Annotated in this window: 15 protein-coding genes; 5 read left to right on the forward strand and 10 right to left on the reverse strand. The window is 35.0% G+C overall.

Features of this window, described 5'->3' with window-relative positions; genetic code table 11:
• Window positions 1–9: 9 nt before the first annotated feature.
• The 5 genes from O5O44_RS05560 to O5O44_RS05580 form a co-directional block, all read right to left on the reverse strand.
• The gene (locus O5O44_RS05560) at window positions 10–1,200 is read right to left on the reverse strand and encodes an acetyl-CoA C-acyltransferase (protein WP_289196075.1); all 1,191 of its coding nucleotides are present in this window, start codon (window positions 1,198–1,200) and stop codon (window positions 10–12) included.
• A 4-nt stretch (window positions 1,201–1,204) separates the two neighbouring features.
• Window positions 1,205–3,613 carry a 3-hydroxyacyl-CoA dehydrogenase/enoyl-CoA hydratase family protein gene (locus O5O44_RS05565; RefSeq protein ID WP_289196076.1) on the reverse strand — a complete coding sequence of 803 codons (2,409 nt, stop codon included), beginning with the start codon at window positions 3,611–3,613 and terminating at the stop codon, window positions 1,205–1,207.
• An 8-nt stretch (window positions 3,614–3,621) separates the two neighbouring features.
• Window positions 3,622–4,068 carry a MarR family winged helix-turn-helix transcriptional regulator gene (locus O5O44_RS05570; protein ID WP_026009994.1) on the reverse strand — a complete coding sequence of 149 codons (447 nt, stop codon included), beginning with the start codon at window positions 4,066–4,068 and terminating at the stop codon, window positions 3,622–3,624.
• Between the two features lie 131 nt (window positions 4,069–4,199).
• On the reverse strand, window positions 4,200–4,592 hold the full coding sequence (locus O5O44_RS05575; protein ID WP_019387080.1) for a DUF1761 family protein: 393 nt from the start codon (window positions 4,590–4,592) through the stop codon (window positions 4,200–4,202).
• Between the two features lie 162 nt (window positions 4,593–4,754).
• On the reverse strand, window positions 4,755–6,527 hold the full coding sequence (locus O5O44_RS05580) for an AMP-dependent synthetase/ligase (RefSeq protein ID WP_289196077.1): 1,773 nt from the start codon (window positions 6,525–6,527) through the stop codon (window positions 4,755–4,757).
• 527 nt (window positions 6,528–7,054) lie between these two features.
• Between O5O44_RS05580 and pflB the strand changes: the two genes are divergently transcribed.
• The 5 genes from pflB (at window position 7,055) to O5O44_RS05605 (ending at window position 16,551) form a co-directional block, all read left to right on the forward strand.
• Window positions 7,055–9,280: a formate C-acetyltransferase gene (pflB, locus tag O5O44_RS05585; RefSeq protein ID WP_289196078.1), complete on the forward strand. Its 2,226-nt coding sequence runs from the start codon at window positions 7,055–7,057 to the stop codon at window positions 9,278–9,280.
• 158 nt (window positions 9,281–9,438) lie between these two features.
• On the forward strand, window positions 9,439–10,113 hold the full coding sequence (gene pflA, locus O5O44_RS05590) for a pyruvate formate-lyase-activating protein (RefSeq protein ID WP_289196079.1): 675 nt from the start codon (window positions 9,439–9,441) through the stop codon (window positions 10,111–10,113).
• Between the two features lie 36 nt (window positions 10,114–10,149).
• On the forward strand, window positions 10,150–11,406 hold the full coding sequence (locus tag O5O44_RS05595) for an L-lactate MFS transporter (protein WP_019387084.1): 1,257 nt from the start codon (window positions 10,150–10,152) through the stop codon (window positions 11,404–11,406).
• Between the two features lie 271 nt (window positions 11,407–11,677).
• Entirely contained in the window at window positions 11,678–14,407 is a 2,730-nt protein-coding gene (ppdK, locus tag O5O44_RS05600; RefSeq protein ID WP_019387085.1) for a pyruvate, phosphate dikinase, read from the forward strand.
• Window positions 14,408–14,802: 395 nt separating this feature from the next.
• Window positions 14,803–16,551: a chondroitinase-B domain-containing protein gene (locus O5O44_RS05605; RefSeq protein WP_289196080.1), complete on the forward strand. Its 1,749-nt coding sequence runs from the start codon at window positions 14,803–14,805 to the stop codon at window positions 16,549–16,551.
• Between the two features lie 32 nt (window positions 16,552–16,583).
• Here the strand turns inward: O5O44_RS05605 and purL are convergent, their stop codons facing one another.
• From purL to O5O44_RS05630, 5 genes are all read right to left on the reverse strand, one after another.
• On the reverse strand, window positions 16,584–20,339 hold the full coding sequence (gene purL / locus O5O44_RS05610; RefSeq protein ID WP_289196081.1) for a phosphoribosylformylglycinamidine synthase: 3,756 nt from the start codon (window positions 20,337–20,339) through the stop codon (window positions 16,584–16,586).
• A 307-nt stretch (window positions 20,340–20,646) separates the two neighbouring features.
• Complete coding sequence (locus tag O5O44_RS05615; RefSeq protein ID WP_289196082.1) at window positions 20,647–21,231, reverse strand: NAD(P)H-dependent oxidoreductase; 585 nt, start codon at window positions 21,229–21,231, stop codon at window positions 20,647–20,649.
• A gap of 140 nt (window positions 21,232–21,371) precedes the next feature.
• Window positions 21,372–22,154, reverse strand: coding sequence for a hypothetical protein (locus O5O44_RS05620; RefSeq protein ID WP_289196083.1), 783 nt, complete (start codon window positions 22,152–22,154; stop codon window positions 21,372–21,374).
• Between the two features lie 152 nt (window positions 22,155–22,306).
• Complete coding sequence (locus O5O44_RS05625; protein WP_289196084.1) at window positions 22,307–22,729, reverse strand: hypothetical protein; 423 nt, start codon at window positions 22,727–22,729, stop codon at window positions 22,307–22,309.
• 169 nt (window positions 22,730–22,898) lie between these two features.
• Window positions 22,899–23,339: a 2-dehydro-3-deoxyphosphooctonate aldolase gene (locus tag O5O44_RS05630; RefSeq protein ID WP_289196085.1), complete on the reverse strand. Its 441-nt coding sequence runs from the start codon at window positions 23,337–23,339 to the stop codon at window positions 22,899–22,901.
• Window positions 23,340–23,344 lie beyond the last annotated feature (5 nt).

The raw sequence follows: 23,344 nt of genomic DNA on the forward strand, positions 1-23,344 counted from the left end.
TTAGTTTCTTTAATTTAAAAATTCGAAAATACCACAAGCACCTTGCCCTGTTCCTACACACATTGTAACGGCGCCGTATTTTCCTTTCATGTTTCGCTGACGCATTTCATCAAATAGTTGTACCGAAAGTTTTGCACCAGTGCAACCTAGCGGATGTCCTAAAGCGATAGCTCCACCATTCACGTTAACTATATCTGGATTTAAATCTAATTCGCGAATTACAGCTAAAGATTGCGAAGCAAAGGCTTCGTTTAACTCAATTAATTCTAAATCTGATTGTTTTAAGCCCGCTAGTTTTAATGCTTTCGGAATAGCTTTAACAGGACCTATACCCATAATTCTAGGTTCTACACCTGCTGCAGCATAATTTACCAATCTTGCAATAGGTTCAAGGTTTAACTCTTTTAACATATCTTCACTCATCACCATAACAAAAGCTGCTCCATCACTCATTTGAGACGAATTTCCAGCAGTTACACTACCGTTTGCAGCAAATACCGGGCGTAATTTTGATAAAGCTTCAATGCTTGTTCCTGCACGAGGACCTTCATCTTTAGTTACGGTATATTTTTTAGTTGCTTTTTTTCCATTTTCATCAAGGTAAGTTTGCTCTACATCAATTGGAGCAATTTGATCTTTAAAACGATTTTCAGCTTGCGCCTTCAATGCTTTCATATGTGAATTAAATGCGAACTCATCCTGATCTTCACGAGATACTTTAAATTGTTTTGCAACCGCTTCCGCAGTATTTCCCATACCCCAATAATAATCTTCGTGACCTGCTTTAACCGTGTCGTAATTTAATTCTGGTTTAAATCCTGTCATTGGCACAGAACTCATACTTTCTGCACCACCAGCGATAATACAATCGGCCATTCCAGCTTGAATTTTCGCTGTGGCGATAGCAATCGTTTCAACTCCTGAAGAACAAAAACGATTAACGGTTACTCCTGGAACATCAACACTATTCAATCCAATTAATGAAATAAATCGTGCCATATTTAAACCTTGCGAACCTTCCGGCATAGCATTACCAACGATAACATCGTCAATTCTCTTAACGTCTAATCCTGGTAATTCCTTCATCATGTATTGAATGGTTTCAGCACCCAATTCATCAGCTCTTTTAAATCGGAAGACTCCTTTTGGAGCTTTACCAACGGCCGTTCTATATGCTTTTACTATATATGCTTGTTTCATTTTCTTAGTTTCTTAATGGTTTTCCTTTAGTTAGCATGTGTTGAATACGTTCTAAGGTTTTTCTTTCTGTACATAACGATAAGAAAGCTTCACGTTCTAGGTCTAGTAAATATTGTTCGGTTACCAGTGTAGGTTCCGATAAATCACCTCCAGCCATAACATATGCGAGTTTATTAGCAATTTTCTTATCATGTTCAGATATATAGTTACTGTCTTCCATAGCGTCTGTTCCAACTAAGAACATACCTAAAGCTTGTTTTCCTAACACCTTAATGTCTTTGCGTTTAACGGGCTGTGTATATCCTATATCTGCCATTAATTTAGCATGTGCTTTCGCCGTTGCTATTTGGCGGTCTTTATTCACAACAACAATATCTTTTCCTTTTTGAAGTACTCCTAAATCAAATGCTTCGTAAGCAGAAGTAGAAACTTTAGCCATACCAATAGTTAAGAAGTATTCCTGTAAAGTATTTAATTCAACATCTCCTTTTTGAAAGGTATCTGCAGCTCTTAAGGCCATTTCTTTAGATCCGGCACCACCTGGAATAACGCCAACTCCAAATTCTACAAGACCCATGTAAGTTTCAGCAGCAGCAACCACTTTATCAGCATGCATAGACAATTCACAAGCACCACCTAAGGACATACCATGAGGTGCTGCAACAGTTGGGATTGATGAATAACGCATGCGCATCATCGTATCTTGAAAATATTTTATTGCCGCATTCAATTCATCGTATTCTTGCTCAACAGCCATCATGAAAATCATTCCAATATTTGCGCCTACAGAGAAGTTTGCTCCTTGATTACCTATAACTAATCCATCAAAATCTTTCTCAGCTAAGTCTATCGCTTTATTCAATCCAGCTAAAACATCGCCACCAATGGTGTTCATTTTAGATTGGAATTCACAATTCAATATACCATCACCTAAGTCTTCAATAACAACTCCAGAATTTTTAAATACTTCATTTGATTTTCTGATGTTGTCTAATATGATGAAGGCATCTTGACCCGGAATTTTCGTTTGTGTTTTTGAAGGAATATCATAATAAAAGGAAGCCCCTTCTTTTACTGTGTAAAAAGATGTGTTTCCAGATGCAATCATGTCATTAACCCAAGCAGCAGGTTCTAATCCTTCAGCTTTCATTAATTCGATACCTTTTTCAACGCCAATAGCATCCCATATTTGGAAAGGACCATGTTCCCAACCAAATCCAGCTTTCATAGCGTCATCAATTTTGTAGAGCTCATCTGTTATTTCAGGGATTCGGTTTGAAACATATGCGAATAGTGCAGTAAAACTTTTGCGATAAAATTCGCCTGCTTTATCTTTCCCAGAAATTAAAACTTTAAAACGGTCTACAACCTTGTCAATTGTTTTAGTTAGTTCTAAGGTTGCAAATTTTGCGCGTTTAGCTTCACGATATTCTAAGGTATTTAAATCTAATGAAAGAATTTCTTTAGAGCCATCAGCAGAAACATGCTTTTTGTAGAAGCCTTGTCCTGTTTTGCTACCTAACCATTTTTTTTCCATCATGGTATTGATGAAGTCAGGCAGTTTAAAAAGCTCTGAACGTTCATCGTTAGGGCAATTTTCTCTAATACCATTCGCAACATGCACAAGTGTATCTAAGCCAACAACATCAACAGTACGGAAGGTTGCCGATTTTGGACGACCAATTACCGGTCCAGATAATTTATCAACTTCCTCAATGGTTAAATCTAATTCCTTTACCGCATGAAATAAACTTTGTATGCTAAAAATACCAATTCTATTTCCAATAAATGCTGGTGTATCTTTAGCTATTACTGATGTTTTACCTAAGAATTTTTCGCCATATTCATTTAAGAAATCTAAAACGGCAGCATCTGTTTTTGGACCCGGAATGATTTCGAATAATTTTAAGTAACGCGCAGGGTTAAAAAAGTGTGTTCCGCAGAAATGTTTTTGAAAATCTTCAGAACGCCCTTCACTCATAAATTTAATTGGAATACCTGAAGTATTCGAAGTAATTAATGTACCAGGAGTTCTATGTTTTTCTAGTTTTTCAAAAACTTGTTGTTTGATGTCTAATCGCTCAACAACAACTTCCATGATCCAATCTACATGGGCAACTTGAGCAATATCGTCTTCTAAATTTCCTGTAGTTATACGGTTGGCAAATGATTGATGATAAATAGGAGAGGGTTTAGATTTTAAAGATGCCGTTAGGGCATCATTAACTAATCTATTTCTAACTATTTTATCTTCCAACGTTAAACCTTTGGCTTTTTCCTTGTCATTTAGTTCTCTAGGAACAATGTCTAATAATAGGACATCTACCCCTATATTGGCAAAATGGCATGCTATACCACTTCCCATTATACCAGAACCAATTATGGCTACTTTTTTAATTCTTCGCTTGCTCATTTTATTTTTTAACTATCTGATTGATTGTATATTTTCTTGTTTGAAACCAACTCATTTATGATTTCGGCAACTTCATAAAAATGTTTTAATTTTTCTTCAGAAATATTTTTTTTGATGGTTTCATTGAATGTAAGTACTCTATCTTTTGAATAGGCTCTTTTTTCTCTTCCAAAATCTGTGAGAGAAATTATTACGCCTCTTCCATCTTCAGGATTGGGATGTCTTTCAATTAATCCTTTTTTTTCCATGGTTTTCAAAATTCTAGATAGACTGGTAGCTTCCATTCCCATTTTTGGTCCTAATGCCGTTGATGGCGTTCCTTTATCTGGGTCTATACTTAATAAGGTGAAACCAGTGGCCATGGTACTATCAAATTTCGAGGCTTCTTCATTATACATTTTTTGAACTGTTAACCAGGTAGTTCTCAGCATATAATCGATGGTTTTGTCCTTCATACTTTTTTGTTGATGTGCTCAAATATAAAAAAAAATACTATGCATGCATAGTATTTTTGATAAAATTATAATTGTTTTATGATATTAGATTTTCAACGTATTAAAAATCTTAGAAATGTATAAGATAAAGGCTATCCTAACTTTCCATTTACAGCACCAACTGCGGCCCCTATAATAGCAGACATGACTATAGAAATACCTACATCAATCGCAGCAAGTTCAAATGTGAACTCAGTGTTCATGGCCAAATTAAAGAAGTTGTAAAAGAGACCTACAAACAAGCCAATTGTAGCACCAGCCTTAAGGCCCGTCATTGCGGTGGTTATTTGTGCCCATTTGGTGAAGATGTAAGCAACAAATAATCCGAAAGTCATACATCCCAAGAAAATCATAATCATGGTATTAGAATTTTCTTCTGGTTGTGGAAAGGTACTCGCAAAAATAATTCCGTAGAAAAGCCATCCTAAAAGGAAATCGACTATACCTCCAACAATTCCTGAAACTAAAAAGTTTTTTGTTTTCATTTGATTTATTTTAATTAGTTAGTTCTTAAATGTATTAAAGACTTATTAAAACATCAAATTAAGTATTAAATTATTGCAATATTGATAAATTATTACAATAATAATTGTGTTTTTCTCAGTAAATTTTGAAATTTGATTTTTATTCTGAAGTGCTAAAATTAATTATGGGCGATAAATTTTTTCAATTAAATCGAGATACTTATTCTTAATTACATCGCGTTTCATTTTTAAAGTAGGCGTTAGGTGACCTGCATCAATAGACCAAATTTCTGGTGTCAATTCGAATTTCTTGATTTGCTCCCATTTTCCAAACTTCTTGTTGCACTGATCAATTTCTTCTTGAATGCGATCATGAATTATTTGAGAATTCACAATATCTTCAAAAGAGGTTCCAATAGATTGACTTTTATGATCTATCCAATCTTTAATAAACTCAAAATTTGGCTGTATTAAAGCTGCAGGCATTTTTTCGCCTTCGCCAATAACCATAATCTGCTCTATAAAACGGGATTGCTTAAATTCATTTTCAAGAAGTGTTGGGATAATATATTTGCCACCTGAGGTTTTAAACATTTCTTTTTTACGACCTGTAATTTTTAAAAACCCATCATCATCAATTTCTCCTTTATCGCCAGTATGAAAATAATCACCTGTCATGACGCTAGCCGTTTTTTCAGGATCTTTGTAATAGCCCATCATCACATTAGGGCCTTTTATTAGTATTTCGCCGTCTTCGGCTATCTTAACTTCTACATGATCTATAGGCTTACCAACTGTACCAACTTTAAATAAATGGCCCTCATATTTACCAACTGAAACTACTGGAGAAGTCTCAGTTAAACCATAACCTTCCATTACTTGCATGCCAGCGGCACCAAAAATTCTAGATAATCGAGGTTGTAAAGCCGCACTTCCAGAAACCATAGTATATAATTCGCCGCCTAGGGCTTCTCGCCATTTACTAAAAATAAGCTTGTTCGCAATTTTTAATCTAAATTCATACCATGCGCCATTTTTTCCGTAAGGTTCCCACTTTTCGCCCAAACCTACAGCCCAATAAAACAACATTTTTTTAATGCCTGATAGTTCTTCAGCTTTAGCCATAATTTTGTCGTAAACCTTCTCAAGAAGTCTTGGAACAACACTCATTAAATTGGGTTTTATTTCTTTGGCGTTATCACCTATTTTATCAATGCCTTCTGCAAAGTAGATTGATGTTCCTGCATATTGGTATACATATATAAGAACGCGTTCAAAAATATGGCAAATAGGTAAAAAACTTAAAACTCTTGTATTATTTCCTTTTAGAGGTACTCGAGGGAAGCTATCCAATACATTACTAGTAATATTCCAATGCGAAAGCATTACGCCTTTAGGTTTTCCAGTGGTTCCCGAAGTGTAAATTATTGTAGCCAAATCTTCAGGTTTAACTTCATCTTTCCGAGCATCAACTTCATTTTGATTAGAAGTGTCTTCACCTAGTTTAAATAATTCTGAATAATGTTTACAGCCTTCTATATGATCAAAAGAGTAGACCTCTTTCAGTTTTGTATTTCCTTGTACTTTTCTTACTTTTTCTAAAACTTCTTCGTCTGAAACAAAACAATAAATTGATTCGCTGTGATTCAAAACATATTCATAATCTTCAGCACAAATTGTAGGATATATTGGAATATTTTGAGCTCCAATTTGTAAAACTGCAATATCCATGAAATTCCATTCGGTACGGTTAGTCGATGAAATAACGGCAATTCTATCATTTTTTTTAACACCTAATCGTAGCAATGCTCTACTAATGCAATTCGCTTTATCAATATACTTTTGAGTTGAGGTTTTAACCCATGCTCCGTTATATTTTGTAACTAATGCAGCATCATTAGGTTTATTTTCTAATTGGTAGTAAGCAAAATCAAAAAGTCTGGTTATTTCTTTCATAAGTTTAGTTGTAGCCTTTGTGCAAAGTATGAAATTAAATAGGAATTTCAAATACTCTATAATGTCAAGATGAAAACTTAAAAAAAAAATGATTGTTTTAATGATAGGTATGTATTGGTCTAATGGGTTGAAAAATAAATAGGTTATTGCCTTAGTTTTAGAATCATTGAACTCATTTTATGTTCAAATTAAAAAAAAAGTAGTACGATTATTTCAATTTCAAAATATTCATAAATCTTTACAATGAACTAGTAATTTTTATTAAAAGTGTAATGTAATTATTGAAATTTTGCAAAAAAACTTTAATTACATCATTTTTATTGTCAATTTTCTATTTAAAGTGTTAAGGTTGTAGATTAATCACAATTTAAAAGGATTAAACTCAAACGTTTTCGTAAAATAAAATCACTTGGTTTATTGGGTTTTAGGGATTTACTGACATTTATCAGGTTTATTATGAAGCCCCGTATTTAATTTTGTGATGTACTTATAAAATTTGATTTCTTAAAATATTAATACATAAAAAAATGGAAGTAAAACAATTTAATTACGGGATTTGGACTGAGGAACTTAATGTTAGAGATTTTGTATACAATAACATTACTCCTTACCACGGAACACACGAATTTTTAGTTGGTCCGAGCGAAAGAACTCTTAAATTATGGGAGGTCTGCAAAGCAGCTACACAGGAAGAACGAAAAAATAATGGTGTACGATCTGTAGATACAGAAACGATTTCAACGGTTAGCTCGTTTGGTGCGGGTTATATCGATAAAGAAAATGAAGTTATTGTTGGTTTGCAAACCGATGAATTATTAAAAAGAGCCATGAAACCTTTTGGAGGTTTTAAAGTGGTTCAAAAAGCGTTAGCAGAACAAGGTGTAAAACCAAATGATGCTTTAACAGACTTATTTTCTAAATACGTTAAAACACATAATGATGGTGTTTTTGATGCTTATAATGAGGAAATTAGAAAATTCCGTTCGTTAGGGTTTTTAACAGGATTACCTGATAATTATGCTAGAGGTAGAATTATTGGTGACTACCGTCGTGTGGCCCTTTACGGAATTAACTTTTTAATTGAAGAAAAAGCTAAAGATTTAGCAAATATTACTGGTCCTATGACTGAAGCGGTTATCCGTTTGCGTGAAGAGGTTTCAGAGCAAATTAAAGCACTAAAAGACATGCTTGAACTAGGTAAAACTTATAACCTAGATTTAAGTCGTCCTGCTGATAATGCAAAAGAAGCTGTACAATGGACGTACATGGCATATTTAGCAGCTGTAAAAGAACAAGATGGTGCAGCCATGTCTTTAGGAAATGTATCTACTTTCTTAGATATTTATATTGAAAACGATTTACAAGAAGGTTTAATTAACGAGGAAGAAGCTCAAGAATATATCGACCAATTTGTGATGAAGTTACGTATGGTTCGTCACTTAAGAATGGCAGCTTATGATGAAATTTTTGCAGGAGATCCTACTTGGGTAACAGAAGCTATTGGAGGAATGTTTGAAGACGGAAGAACTAAAGTAACTAAAACGTCTTACCGTTTCTTAAATACCTTATACAATTTAGGACCTTCACCAGAACCAAATATGACAATTCTTTGGTCTGAGCAATTACCAGAAAACTTTAAAGCTTATTGCTCTAAAGTAGCCATTGATACATCTTCAATTCAGTTTGAAAATGATAACTTAATGAGAGCAGAACGTGGTTCTGATGATTACGGAATTGCTTGTTGCGTTTCTTACCAAGATTTAGGTAAATCTATTCAGTTTTTCGGAGCTCGTACAAACTTAGCAAAAACGTTATTACTTGCTATTAATGGTGGACGTTGCGAAACTACGGGCACATTAATGGTAGAAGGTATTGAGCCTTGCGATTGTGAATATTTAGATTACGATAAAATAATGGCTAATTTTAAAATTGCCATGAAAGAAGTTGCGAGAGTTTATAATGATTCAATGAACATTATTCACTACATGCATGATAAGTATTACTACGAAAAAGCACAAATGGCTTTAATTGATACTAATCCTAGTATTAATATTGCTTATGGTATTGCTGGTTTATCTATTGTTGCCGATTCACTTTCTGCAATTAAATATGCTAAAGTAAAACCAATTAGAAATGAAGACGGACTTACCGTAGACTTTAAAGTTGAAGGGGAGTTCCCGAAATACGGAAATGATGATGATCGTGTGGATGCTTTAGCTGCAAAAGCTGTAGCAGATTTTAATGATGAATTGAAAAAGCTACCTGTTTATAAAAATGCAGAACCAACAATGTCTGTGTTAACAATCACATCAAACGTGTCTTATGGTAAGAAAACTGGTGCTACACCAGATGGAAGACCAAGCGGAATTCCATTTGCTCCTGGCGCAAACCCAATGCACGGTCGCGATTGTAATGGTGCTATTGCTTCATTAAATTCGGTTGCAAAAATTGATTATAAAGATTCTTTAGATGGTATCTCAAATACCTTCTCAATTGTACCTAAATCTTTAGGAGCGGATTCAGAAGAAAGAATCGAGAACTTAGTGTCAATTATCGATGGATATTTTATCAATAAAGCACAACATTTAAATGTAAATGTTTTAGATAAACAAATGCTACTAGATGCTATGGAGCATCCAGAAGAATATCCACAATTAACCATACGTGTTTCAGGATACGCTGTAAACTTTGTAAGATTAACGAAAGAACAGCAAATGGAAGTTATAACACGTTCGTTCCACGAGTCCATGTAATTTTTTTATTAATATTTGAGTAGCATCTTGAAAAGAAGTGTCAAAACTTCTTTTTGGGATGCTTATTTTAAAAAATTTAAGGTATCAAAACTAAAGATAACATATTAAACGTACACTCCATTGAGTCCTTCGGAACCCATGATGGTCCAGGCGTAAGAATGGTGCTTTTTCTTCAAGGCTGCAAACTTAAATGTTTGTACTGCCATAATCCAGATACTATTGATACGGTAGGAGGAAAAGAATATCATATCGATGAGCTTGTAAAGATGGCGATAAAATTGAAACCTTATTTTGGAAAAAAAGGCGGAGTTACCGTTTCTGGCGGTGAACCATTGCTACAATCCAAAGCATTAATTCCGTTTTTTAAACGTCTTAAAGAAGAAGGTATTCATACCAATATTGATACTAATGGTAGAGTTCTAAATCATTTTTCTGAAGAACTTATAGATAAATATGCAGATTTAGTGATGTTGGATGTAAAACATATGACAGAGGAAGGATATGAGTATATAACCGGACAACGTAACAAAGAAACGACATTCAATTTCGCAAAACATAGAGAGGCTTCAGGTAAAAAAATGTGGTTACGCTATGTGTTAATACCAGGAATTACCAATACGCCTAACTTATTACATGCAATGGGTGAATACTTTAAGGAGTATGAGACTATAGAAAAAATTGAGCTTCAGCCTTATCATAAACTAGGGATTCATAAATGGGAAGCTTTAGGATGGGAATATCAATTAAAAGAAGCTCGTGAGAATACAAAAGAAGAAATAGATGCTGCAAAAGAAATACTGCAAAACTATTTCAAAGAAGTAAAAGTAAACTAAACAATACTGATAATTTCAGTATTAAAGAAGATAAAGATGAAAACACAAAAATTAAAAAATCGTTGGTTAATTGCGGCATCGGCAGTTGGAATTCATATTTCAATTGGTTCCGTTTATGCTTATTCAGTAATGACCAACCCTGTTAAAGATATTTTTGATGTTGATGGTAGTGTTATAAAATGGGCATTTAAAATTGCTATTTTATTATTAGGATTATCAGCGGCATTTTTAGGTCGCTGGGTAGAGAAAGTAGGACCAAAAGTAAGCGGAACAACAGCCGGATTCTTTTACGGTATAGGTATTTTAGGATCGGGTCTAGCCGTTCAACTAGAATCGTTATGGTTATTTTATTTGTGCTATGGCGTTATAGGAGGTATTGGCTTAGGCTTAGGTTATATTACACCAGTAAGTACACTTGTAAAATGGTTTCCAGACAGACGTGGATTAGCCACAGGAATGGCTATTATGGGCTTCGGTTTTGCCGCCTTAATATTTGGCCCAGTCATGCAATCGTTGTTTGATGCTGTTGGGGTATCTAATGCCTTTTATATTTTAGGTGTTATTTACATGGTACTAATTTTATCATCTGCAAGATATATTGAAAGACCACCAGAAGGGTATATGCCGGAAGGTTTCAAACCTGGAGAAGGTAAAACCATTAAAGCCGATATGTCTAATATTGATGCCAATGCTTCATTAAAAACAAATCGTTTTTATTACATCTGGATCATGATGTTTATAAACATTGCATGCGGTATAGCCATCATATCAGCGGCAAGCCCAATGATGCAAGAAAAATTAAATTACACTCCAATGGAAGCCGCAGCAATAGTTGGTTTTATAGGTGTATTTAACGGATTAGGTAGAATTTTATGGTCTAGCTTATCTGATTATTTAGGGCGTGCAAACACCTATATTATATTCTTTGCATTTCAAATTTTGGCATTCTATTTCTTGCCAAAAATGACCATGGAATTAAGTTTCTTAATTGTATTGTTTACAGTAATTACCATGTACGGTGGTGGTTTTGCAACATTACCTGCCTTTTTAGGAGATTTATTTGGAACCAAACAATTGGGTGCAATACATGGTATGGTTCTCGCTGCTTGGGGATTAGCAGGTGTTGTAGGACCAACAATTTACGATGTTGTTAAAAACGCCACAGGTTCTTTAGATGCTACTTTAACTGTGTTTGCAGGATTATTTGTAGTTGCTTTAGTGGTTTCGTTATTCATGAAACGAGAAGTTAATCAAGCGTATAAAAAGATAAATAAAGAGTTTGAATTAGTATAAGTCAAGTTTTAGTTAATTGCAAGAAAGAGCATCTTCGTTTTTTGAAGGTGCTTTTTTTTGATTTCATATGCAAAAAAAGTCCAATAGACTGGTTATTTTGAGCTATTCAAAATATGAAATTCTTACTATCCGAGAGATATCTTATTAAATTCTAAAAATATCTTCGTAATTCCTCATTTTATTGCATTTTACATGATTTTTATCATTAAATATTTTCCTTTAAGTGGCTACATTTACTAGTGTTTTTAAGTGCAATTTTAAATCAAAAATTATGGAAATACTTGAAGAGGTAAAAGCTAGAGTTTACAAGTTTGGAAACAAAAAAGCTGACGGAAATAGTACAATGAAAAACCTTTTAGGAGGTAAAGGTGCCAACTTAGCCGAAATGAGCGCCATAGGCATACCAGTGCCGCCAGGGTTCACGATTACAACTGAAGTCTGTACCGAATATAATTTACTAGGTAAAGATGCTGTAGTTGACTTAATAAAAGCAGAGGTTGAAGCATCCATTGCAAACATTGAATCTTTAATGGGTACAACATTTGGCGATAAAGAAAATCCATTGTTAGTATCTGTGCGATCTGGGGCAAGAGTTTCAATGCCAGGAATGATGGATACCGTTTTAAATTTAGGTATGAATGATGAGGTCGTATTAGGATTAGCTAAAAAAACCAATAACGAGCTTTTTGCTTGGGATTCTTACCGAAGATTTATACAAATGTATGGCGGTGTGGTTTTAGGCATGAAGCCAGAATCTAAAGAAGATATCGATCCATTCGAAGAAATTATTGAAAACCTTAAAGAAAAACGTGGAATAAATCTAGATACGGAGTTTTCGGTTCAAGATTTACAAGACTTAGTTTTCGATTTTAAAGATGTTGTTAGAAAGAAAAAAGGTTTGATTTTTCCAAGTGACCCATGGGAACAACTTTGGGGTGCTATAATAGCCGTTTTCAATAGTTGGAATGGCGATAGAGCTATTTATTATAGAAACATGAATGGCTATCCTGCCGATTGGGGAACAGCTGTAAACGTGCAAGCCATGGTTTACGGAAATATGGGTGATAATTCTGGTACTGGCGTTTGTTTTACACGTGATGCCGGAACTGGCGAAAATGTTTTCAATGGTGAGTATTTAATAAATGCACAAGGTGAAGATGTAGTAGCAGGTGTAAGAACGCCTCAACAAATTACAAAACTAGGATCTCAACGTTGGGCAGAATTAGCCAAAATTGAAGAAGACGATAGATTGGAAAATTATCCGTCATTGGAGGAATTAATGCCTAAAATGTATAAGGAGCTTAACTCGTACCAAGATATCCTCGAAAAGCATTATCGCGATATGCAAGATATGGAGTTTACTATTCAAGATGGAAAGCTTTGGATATTGCAAACCAGAAATGGTAAACGTACCGGTGCCGCTATGGTAAAAATTGCCATGGATTTACTAAAAGAAGGTATGATTAACGAAAAAGAAGCTTTATTGTTAATCGAACCAAATAAATTAGATGAATTATTACATCCTATTTTTGATCCTAAAGCCTTAAAAAGAGCACATGTTATTGCTCAAGGTTTACCAGCATCACCAGGAGCTGCCACAGGAAAAATTGTGTTCTTCGCAGATGAAGCCGATAAATACAAAAATAGTATTCTGGTAAGAATAGAAACCTCTCCTGAAGATTTAGAAGGGATGAATATTGCCAAGGGTATTTTAACGGCCCGTGGTGGTATGACATCGCATGCTGCGGTTGTTGCAAGAGGTATGGGTAAATGCTGTATTTCTGGTGCTGGCGCATTAAAAATAAATTATAAAACAAGAACCTTAACCGTTGGTAATCATGTGTATCATGAGGGCGATTGGATTTCTTTAAACGGTTCTACAGGAAATATCATTGAAGGTAAAGTAGCGACCATGGAGCCCGAGTTAAGCGGTGAATTTGCAGAAGTCATGAAGCTGTCTGATAAGTATGCAAAAATGAAAGTGCGTACCAATGCCGATTCTCCTAACGATGCTAAAGTGGCAAGGAGTTATGGGGCGCAAGGAATTGGACTCACGCGTACCGAACATATGTTTTTTGAAGTTGACAGAATTAAAGCCATGCGTGAAATGATTTTGGCCGATACTGTTAAAGGAAGAAAACAAGCTTTAGAAGATTTACTGCCTATGCAACGTGCCGATTTTGAAGGTATTTTTGAAGCCATGGAAGGTTATGCCGTAACCATTCGTTTACTAGACCCACCGTTGCATGAGTTTGTACCTCACCAACTGGCAACTCAAAAAGAACTGGCGGAAGAAATGCATATTTCTTTACAAGCTGTAAAAAATAAAGTAGCAGAGCTGGAAGAGTTTAACCCTATGTTGGGTCATCGTGGTTGTCGATTAGGAAATACCTATCCTGAAATTACCGAAATGCAAACACGTGCTATTATTGAAGCGGCAATTAATTTAAAAGAACGAGGTATCATTTGTAAACCTGAAATCATGGTGCCTTTAATCGGAACGGTTAAAGAATTTGAATTCCAAGAGCAAATTATTAGAACCACTGCCAATAAGATTTTTGAAGAACGCAATGATAAAGTTGAATATTTGGTTGGAACGATGATTGAAATTCCTAGAGCAACTTTATTAGCAGATCAAATTGCTAAAAAAGCAGATTTCTTCTCGTTCGGAACAAACGATTTAACCCAAATGACATTTGGTTATTCTCGTGATGATGCGGGTAAGTTTTTACCAATTTATATCGAAAAAGGAATTCTAAAAGACGATCCTTTTGAAGTTCTAGATCAAGAAGGGGTGGGGCAGTTAGTCAATCTCGGTATCGAACGCGGTAGAAGCATAAAACCAGATTTAAAAGTTGGAGTTTGTGGAGAGCATGGAGGCGAACCAAGCTCGGTAGAGTTTTTCTATAATTCAGGAATGGATTATGTGAGTTGCTCACCTTATCGTGTACCTATAGCAAGATTAGTTTCGGCTCAAGCGGCTATTAAATCATCCCTATAATAATTTTTTTATTTTTTTATTTATTTTTTTGAATTGCAAAGCCAGAGATGAATGTTTCATTTCTGGCTTTCTTTTTGAAATTAGAATGATTATGTTTTTAATAATGACATATGATTTAAAATGACGAGTTAATTCATTTAAAGTGATGACATTAGCGTTTTTAGAAAAATGTGCGTTACTTTTTTCTTACATAAAACATACTTAGGTAACACGTTTTTTTTATAAATAGGTAATAACAATTAGCTGTATAAGTCCTTCTTTTTGAGTGTTTAAGGGTGTTTGTAATGAAGCCCAAATTTATTTTTTCATTTTTGTATCATGGTTTACTTTTAATCGTATATTTGGTTAACCAGATTGGTTAATCAATTTTATAATCAAGTTTAATCTTAGATGTTATGAAAAAAATTACATTTCCTTTCTTTCTATTTGTATTGTTTTTATTTGGTGGGCTTCTAGGAGCGCAAACGGTTACCACAAATGCCGAATTAAATACAGCAATTAGCAACGCGGTTCCTGGCACAACCATAACATTGGCTAACGGAACATGGACAGACGTTCAGATCACTATTCAAAAATCTGGAACGATGTCTAATCCAGTAACAATAAAGGCTCAAACACCAGGGAGTGTATTCTTTGAAGGGAAATGCTCTGTTAAAATGGGCGGGTCTTATATTATTTTTGAAGGCGTTGTTTTTCAAAACGCTTCCAACATCGCGACTGGGACACCGGTAATAGATTTTAAGGCGTCTAACGATTGTAATAATTGTACAGTAACCAATATCAAAATAGATTCTTATAACCAATCGGCAGCACAAGCAACAAGTGTTTATAAGTGGATTTTATTGAGAGGCGCGAATAACGAAGTAAGCTATTCGTCTTTTATTGGTAAAAATGGCGTTGGAAGTATTATTAATGACAACAGAAGTTCAACCATTGCAAACTATCATAAAATTCATCATAATTATTTTGCCGATAGAACGCCTATTGGTGTGGTTAATGATGAAAACGATCAAGATGCGATTAGAATTGGAAGCAGTTCGACATCATTATCAGACTCGTTTACTGAAGTTTACGACAATTATTTCTACAATTTTGTTGGCGAGATTGAAGTCATTTCAAATAAAAGTGGCAGCAATAAATACTACAACAATACTTTCGAAGATTATTCAGGCGCATTAACTTTAAGACATGGTGATAACTGCGAAGTTTATAACAACTTCTTTTTAGCCAATGGGCAATCTTTTAGCGGAGGTATTCGAATGATGGGTGAAAACCATAAAGTTTACAACAATTATATCGAAGGCACGGTTGCGAAATATCCAAATAATTCATCAACCAACGGACTTGCCGGCATCAATATTCATAACGGCATTTTAAATAGTCCATTAAATGGTTATTATCAAGTAAAAAACGCAACCATTATAAACAACACGTTTGTAAACTGCGATTTAGGTATTCGAGTAGGGGCGACTTTCAGTTCAGGTACTCAAAATCAGGCGCCTCAAGATGTTATTATTGCCAACAACATCATGTATGAAAACACCAATAAAGCTATTCAGGTAACAACGCAATTAATAGGAGCAGCCTCAAAGTATGAGAATAATATAAAACAAAACGGAACATTCGATTCTTTTGGGTCTGTAACAGCAACGGGTAACATTAATGTGACTTCAGGTTTGCTTACTTCTGGTACCGATTTTTACAGAATTACTAGCGGAAGTGCAGCCATAGATTACGCCACGGGTTCTTATCCTTTTTTAACCGAAGATATCATAGGCGGTTCAAGACCAGCAAATTTTGATGCTGGAGCAGAAGAGTTTAATGCTAGCGGAACTGGCAGACCTTACAGACAATCAGATGTAGGTTTAGTTGTTGGTTTTGGAGGTAGCGGTACATTAAGTGTCGATTACAAGACGAAACAAGGCAATAATCTTCGCTTGTATCCTGTACCAGTAACTGGCGATTATTTAAATCTTGCGTTAGAAAATCTAAATTTAGGGCAGGTTCAAATTATAGATATGTTAGGCAGAACGGTAATCAACTCAACCATTGAGGCACCTAAAGGTCAAATCAATATCAATAGCCTTACTAAAGGCACTTATATTGTAAAAGTTCAAGGGGTTTCAAAAATGATTACCAAGTAACACAAAATATTTAATGGTTGGTTAAGCGTTTTTTAATGCTTTTCCAACCACTCTCTAGCATTTACAAACGCTTCTAACCAAGGCGTAACTTCATCTTTTCTACCATCAGGATAATGGGCCCAATTCCATTGGAATGTCGAACGCTCTATATGTGGCATTGTTACCAAATGTCTTCCTGTTTTATCACACATCATGGCAGTATTGAAATCTGAACCGTTCGGGTTATGAGGATATTCAGCATAAGCATATTTAGCAACAATGTTGTATTTGTCTTCAGTGTAAGGCAACTTAAATTTACCTTCACCATGCGAAATCCATACACCTAACGTAGTTCCAGCAAGCGTCGATAACATTACTGATGTATTCTCTTGAATTTTTACCGATGTAAAGCCACTTTCGTGTTTATGCGAATCGTTATGAACCATCTTTCCGTGTATTTCATGCTCCGGATTAATTTCATCCAATTCCATAAACAATTGGCAACCGTTACAAATGCCTACAGATAAGGTGTCTTCTCTTTTAAAGAAATTCTGAAAAACCGTATTCGCCTTTTCGTTGTATTTAATGGCACCTGCCCAACCTTTGGCAGAACCTAAAACATCCGAATTACTAAAACCACCAACAGCACCTAAAAACTGAATATCTTCAAGGGTTTCACGACCAGAAATTAAATCGGTCATGTGCACATCTTTCACATCAAAACCAGCTAAATACATGGCGTTTGCCATTTCGCGTTCAGAGTTTGATCCTTTTTCACGTAGAATAGCAGCTTTAGGTCTTTTACCGTCATTGCGAGGAGTTTGCGACGCGGCAATCGTTCCATCAGAAGCAGATTGCTTCACTTTGTTCGCAATGACATCTTTTAATTTACCCGTAAAATGTTTCGGGAACGTATACTCTAAAGGTTGATTTTTATAATTGTTATATCTGTCTTCCGCTAATCCATTGGCCGTTTGTTTTTGGTCAAGTAAGAATGATGTTTTATACCAAACATCGCGTAATCTTGAAACCGACATGGTAAACACATCGGTGTTATTGATAATACTCAACACATCAGACGCTGTTACTTTTCCGATGTTATAAAATTCAATATTCGCATCAGCTAAAACACGTTCAATGGAAGCATCTTTAGCTTGAATTACCAAACCAGCATTTTCAGCAAACAACACTTTAAAAGCATCTTGTTCACCTAGAGCAGAAAGGTCTAATTCTGCACCTGTATTGGTATTTGCAAAACATAACTCCAGTAAAGTTGTAATCAATCCACCAGAAGCCACATCGTGTCCTGCAACTATGATGTCGTCAACAATAAGTTGTTGTATGGTATTAAAAACCGTTTTAACATATGCGGCATCATTCACATTAGGTGCATCATTACCAATTTTGTTTAATACTTGTGCAAACGAACTTCCGCCCAGTTTGAAGTTATCTTTTGATAAGTTGATGTAATAAATATCACCAGCATTGTGCTTAAAAACAGGCTCTACCACTTTGGTAATGTCGTTACAATTTCCGGCAGCCGAAATAATGACTGTTCCAGGAGAAATCACATCTTCATTCGGGTATTTTTGCTTCATAGAAAGCGAATCCTTTCCGGTAGGCACATTAATACCTAAATCGATAGCAAATTTTGAAACCGCTTCAACCGCTTCGTATAAACGCGCATCTTCACCTTCATTTTTACAAGGCCACATCCAGTTTGCAGAAAGCGAAACCGATTTTAAACCATCTTTTAAAGGCGCCCAAATAATATTACTTAAGGCTTCGGTAATACTGTTTCTGCTTCCAGCCACCGGACTAATTAATCCAGAAATAGGCGAGTGCCCAATAGAAGTCGCAATACCTTCTTTACCTTTAAAATCTAGCGCCATCACACCCACGTTGTTAAGTGGTAATTGTAAAGGGCCAGCACATTGTTGTTTGGCAACTTTACCGCCAACACAACGGTCTACTTTATTTGTTAACCAATCTTTACAAGCCACTGCCTCCAGTTGTAAAACTTGGTCTAAATAGCTGTAAAAATCGTCTGCTTTATAGTTTAATTCGCTGTAATGACGCTTCACCGTTTTATCGGTCATGATGGTTTTAGGGGAACTTCCAAACATATCTTCCATGGCCAAATCCATAGGTTTGTTGCCTTTGGTTTTAGATTGGAACGTAAATCTATCATCACCAGTTACATCACCAACGGTGTACATGGGCGAACGTTCTCTATCGGCAATGTTACGCAGCGTTTCTATATGCTTTTCGGCAATTACTAATCCCATACGTTCTTGAGATTCGTTACCAATAATTTCTTTATCAGATAGGGTTGGGTCGCCAACAGGTAAGGCGTCCAAATCAATTTTTCCACCGGTATCTTCAACCAATTCCGACAGACAATTTAAGTGTCCACCAGCACCATGATCGTGAATAGATACGATAAAATTCTCATCACTTTCCACCATGCCACGCACCGCATTGGCAGCACGTTTTTGCATTTCTGGGTTGGAACGCTGTACAGCATTCAATTCAATGCCAGAAGCAAACTCACCAGTATCTGCGGATGATACCGCAGCACCACCCATGCCTATACGGTAATTTTCACCACCAAGAATTACTATTTTATCGCCAGTTTTAGGGGTGTCTTTTAATGCTTGTTCTTTTTTGCCATAACCAATACCACCAGCTTGCATAATCACTTTATCGTAACCTAATTTACGTTGAGGCCCTTCGACTGCGCTCAGGGAGACATCGTTTTGCTCATCGTGTTCAAAAGTTAAAACCGAACCACAAATAAGCGGTTGCCCAAATTTATTTCCAAAATCTGAAGCACCGTTCGAAGCTTTAATTAAAATATCCATTGGGGTTTGGTACAACCAAGGGCGTTCCACCATGCCTTTTTCCCAAGGGCGATTCGCTTCCAATCGCGAATACGACGTCATATACACCGCAGTTCCCGCTAATGGTAACGAACCTTTTCCGCCCGCAAGTCTATCTCTAATTTCACCACCCGAACCTGTTGCCGCACCATTAAAAGGCTCAACCGTTGTTGGGAAATTGTGCGTTTCCGCTTTAAGCGAAATCACCGAATTAAAGTCCTGTGTGGTGTAAAAATCTGGAATATCAGCGCGTTTAGGTGCAAACTGCTCCACTTTCGGGCCTTCAATAAAAGCCACATTATCCTTATACGCCGAAACAATCGTGTTAGGGTGTTGTTTCGATGTTTCTTTAATCAATTTAAATAACGAGGTAGGTTTCTCTTCACCATCAATAACAAAGGTTCCGTTAAAAATTTTATGTCTACAATGCTCGCTATTCACTTGCGAAAACCCAAACACTTCAGAGTCTGTTAAGGGTCTACCAATTTTTTTCGAAACACCTTCCAAATACACCACCTCTTCATCGCTTAACGATAAGCCTTCCTGCTGGTTATACGCCGCAATATCCTCAATATCAAGTATCGGTTCAGGGGTAATAGCAATGGTAAACATGTTTTGGTTTAAGCCCTTAAATTTCTCCGAAATCATCGGGTCAAAATCCTTAAAATCTTTGGTAACCGCTTTAAACTCCTCAATTCTAATAATATCACTAATGCCCATATTTTGGGTAATTTCAACCGCATTGGTACTCCAAGGCGTAATCATAGCCGCACGAGGGCCAACAAAAAAAGCATCTATCGATGCTTGCTCAATTTTAGGTTGGTTGCCAAATAACCAGGTTAATTTTAAAATGGTATCAGGCAATAATTCTTTTGTTGTTTGAACCGCAAAAACGTTGCTAGTTATGTTTCCAAAGAAGTGAATCATTATGTCTCGGTTTGTGAGTGTTTTAAAAAAGGCAAATTTAGGTCTTTTTACTCAAATTTTAAGCATAAAAATTACAGGGAATATTGGAGTTATTAAGGAGTTTTAAACAGGTGTTTTTTTTATAGGCGCCTTCCTGCCGGCAGGAAGGTTACCACAAGGGGCGGGCTTTACATTACAATCTTTTTATTCGTGCCTCATAAAAAGGATTTCCACTGCAATCCCTAACGCAGCTATCTGCTAGGGTTGTGGGTTTGGAATTGGGATTGTTGTGTTTGAAGTGTTAGTAAATAAAGCAACTTATTTTGTTTTATTTGTTTTTTGCACCAAGTAATTCAATTTTTTGTAACCACCTTTCACGGAAGTTAGCGTTCGAGAGTCGCAAGGGTCCAATAGATGTTATTTTAACCTTTTTTACACCTATAAATTGCATGGTTAGTTTCTTCATGGCATGATGAGAAGGACTTCGGTTAATCAGTCTGTAATACCAAGTTGGTTGGTCCATTGTACAAATTAAGCGCACTGTTTTTCCAGTAAAATACTTATCCCACCACGCAGAACCTTCTCTTTTTTTAAAAGCAAATCCAGGTAATAAAACTCTATCTAAAAAACCTTTCATAATTGCAGGTACAGACCCCCACCAAACAGGATAAATCCAAACAATATGGTCTGCCCATTTTAGTTTTTCCTGAGCATCTAACAAGTCGGGTTCAAGTTCGGTGCGTTTTCTGTAACCAAATTCAAGGTTTACATTAAAATTCAATTCTCTGATGTTAATTTCTTTTATAATAGCATCAGTTTTTTTAGCCCCCTTTTTATAGGCTTCCGAAAGACCGAAATTGAAACTTTCTTTATCAGGATGGCCATTAATAATTAAAATTTTCCTTGCTCTCATACTTTGGTAGATATTGGCTAGTTTTTGTTTGTGTATGGTTATTTTATGTAATCTTTTTAATTGAAAACTAACTAAATAGAGTGTTCTCGAGGGTTTTAAAATAGAAATACACCAAAGTGTTAATTAATTCTATTTTGAGTTTATTTCATTAATTCTATTTGAATTTTTGTCGCATTAAAAGCCATTTCTAGTCCATTTAAATTAGCTTTCGATTTATTGTTTTCAAATAGTTCATCGAGGTACTCAGTTTGCTTAATTATTTTATCATTATCTCTTTGGAATATTTGATATTTTAATAGTATTAAATTAGCCATAATTTTGTCTTCGATACTCAAATTACTTTCATTTAATACGCTGTCGATTTTACTTGTAATCAAGGTGTCATTCTCTGGTAGTTCATCAAACAAATAAGAATTTGCTAAGTCAGACTCAGACAAGTTTGAATAATTATTTTCAGAGGACATATCTTTTCTGTAGGTCATTTTGTCTCCATTTAAGAAATACCACCTGGTATAAGAATCATTTTCTATTTTTAAGTCTTTTTCAAACATTTTATTCTTAGTACTCCAATTGGTAAATGCAATTAAAAGCTCGGTTCCGTCCTCCTTCTTTAAGATAGCAAACCGAATCAAATAATTTCTTTGTCCCGGTTTTTCAATTTCAATATCTAACTTATTTTCTACCGAAACATATTTTTTTAGTGCTGATAATATGGAATTAACATCTTTTGTAGTTGCTTCTGGGAATAGATTTTCTCTTAGAAATAAATCGATATATAGATAATGAGTTAAATAAAAATCATCCATTTTTAGATAATGTGATTCTTTTAAATTATCTGTTTTAATTTTAATGTTTTTAGATTGAGCAGATCCGATTTTAATAATTATGATTATCAGGATGAGCGTGATAATTTTTTTTTTCATTCTATTGATTTGTATGAGTTAGGGTATGGAGCAAATGAGTGGTTTGTTGTTTAAATAATAAATACAGTAATTACTACAGATTGAAAAGATTTATAAGGTTTTTGATTGTATGCTATAACCTTGCATTTAATTTTGTAAGCTGTTGCAAACAATTACTCTTTTATTCTGTTAAAAATCATTTCGTTGTTCTCTTTAAAATCTATCGGGCGTTCTCCATTAAAACCAATCGAGAATAAAATTTTATCATTATCTATTTTTTTTGCAATACACAATAAGCGTTCAGTTTTGTTATCATCAAATATTGTAACTATAAAATCAATTTCCATTGGAGATTTAGAATAATCAATTTCATACCTCATACTTCCTTTTTTTCCTTTCATCTCAAATTCTTTCCCTCCAATTTTAAGTCCTTTTGCTTCTATATAAGCATAACCTTCTTCATCAAAGATAAAATATCCAACTTCGTCTCCTTCTACTCCTTGCCATTTTCCTACAATACTAAAATCCGAAATGTTATCTACGGTAAATGAAGATACCATCAAAGTAGTTAATACTAATAAAATAATTTTTTTCATAGTTTCTTTTTTGTTAGTGTAATCAATTTATTTATATAAAACGGTTTTGGTTAACCGTTGGTTAAGGGTTATTATGTGCTGTTTTTTGGTTTGGCTTAGTGTAACAATTCAAAGTAGACTTGGATGTATTTGAATCCGCTATAATTGTGTTTAAATTTGTTGGTAAAAGCTATTTTTTTAACGTAAATCCAATTGGTGCTTTCAGTTTACCTGAATCATACATATTAATATATATTGAAATTGTATCTTTAGAATTCTCCCATGTTACTCTATAATCATCTAACATAACACTTCCAAAACCAAAGGGGTCGTTGTTACTTTTTACAGCACAACAGCTGCCTGCTCGAAAATATGAAATTTCTTCACCGTTTGGTCCTGCTAAAGCATTAAGAAATCGCCTTTCATTTATTGGCCCTTCCGAATATTTAGCTCCTCCAACCTCGACTGGGTTTTTAGGAGATAATCCATAAGTTTTATCAGTAGATATTTCGGTAATCAAAAATGTATTAAAGTCACGAAGAATTTGCGGTGTATTCTTTGAAATTTGTTTTGAAGAAGAACAAGAAAAAAGGAATAATAAAATTCCTAATGATAATAGATTTTTATTCATTTTAG

This window comes from Algibacter luteus, assembly GCF_030344935.1.
GTDB lineage: Bacteria > Bacteroidota > Bacteroidia > Flavobacteriales > Flavobacteriaceae > Arenitalea > Arenitalea lutea.

Excerpts from the sequence above, each read along its gene's own strand:
- O5O44_RS05560 (WP_289196075.1), bottom strand. The coding sequence starts at position 1,200 with ATGAAACAAGCATATATAGTAAAAGCATATAGAACGGCCGTTGGTAAA.
- O5O44_RS05565 (WP_289196076.1), bottom strand. The coding sequence starts at position 3,613 with ATGAGCAAGCGAAGAATTAAAAAAGTAGCCATAATTGGTTCTGGTATA.
- O5O44_RS05570 (WP_026009994.1), bottom strand. The coding sequence starts at position 4,068 with ATGAAGGACAAAACCATCGATTATATGCTGAGAACTACCTGGTTAACA.
- O5O44_RS05575 (WP_019387080.1), bottom strand. The coding sequence starts at position 4,592 with ATGAAAACAAAAAACTTTTTAGTTTCAGGAATTGTTGGAGGTATAGTC.
- O5O44_RS05580 (WP_289196077.1), bottom strand. The coding sequence starts at position 6,527 with ATGAAAGAAATAACCAGACTTTTTGATTTTGCTTACTACCAATTAGAA.
- pflB (WP_289196078.1), top strand. The coding sequence starts at position 7,055 with ATGGAAGTAAAACAATTTAATTACGGGATTTGGACTGAGGAACTTAAT.
- pflA (WP_289196079.1), top strand. The coding sequence starts at position 9,439 with ATGGTGCTTTTTCTTCAAGGCTGCAAACTTAAATGTTTGTACTGCCAT.
- O5O44_RS05595 (WP_019387084.1), top strand. The coding sequence starts at position 10,150 with ATGAAAACACAAAAATTAAAAAATCGTTGGTTAATTGCGGCATCGGCA.
- ppdK (WP_019387085.1), top strand. The coding sequence starts at position 11,678 with ATGGAAATACTTGAAGAGGTAAAAGCTAGAGTTTACAAGTTTGGAAAC.
- O5O44_RS05605 (WP_289196080.1), top strand. The coding sequence starts at position 14,803 with ATGAAAAAAATTACATTTCCTTTCTTTCTATTTGTATTGTTTTTATTT.
- purL (WP_289196081.1), bottom strand. The coding sequence starts at position 20,339 with ATGATTCACTTCTTTGGAAACATAACTAGCAACGTTTTTGCGGTTCAA.
- O5O44_RS05615 (WP_289196082.1), bottom strand. The coding sequence starts at position 21,231 with ATGAGAGCAAGGAAAATTTTAATTATTAATGGCCATCCTGATAAAGAA.
- O5O44_RS05620 (WP_289196083.1), bottom strand. The coding sequence starts at position 22,154 with ATGAAAAAAAAAATTATCACGCTCATCCTGATAATCATAATTATTAAA.
- O5O44_RS05625 (WP_289196084.1), bottom strand. The coding sequence starts at position 22,729 with ATGAAAAAAATTATTTTATTAGTATTAACTACTTTGATGGTATCTTCA.
- O5O44_RS05630 (WP_289196085.1), bottom strand. The coding sequence starts at position 23,339 with ATGAATAAAAATCTATTATCATTAGGAATTTTATTATTCCTTTTTTCT.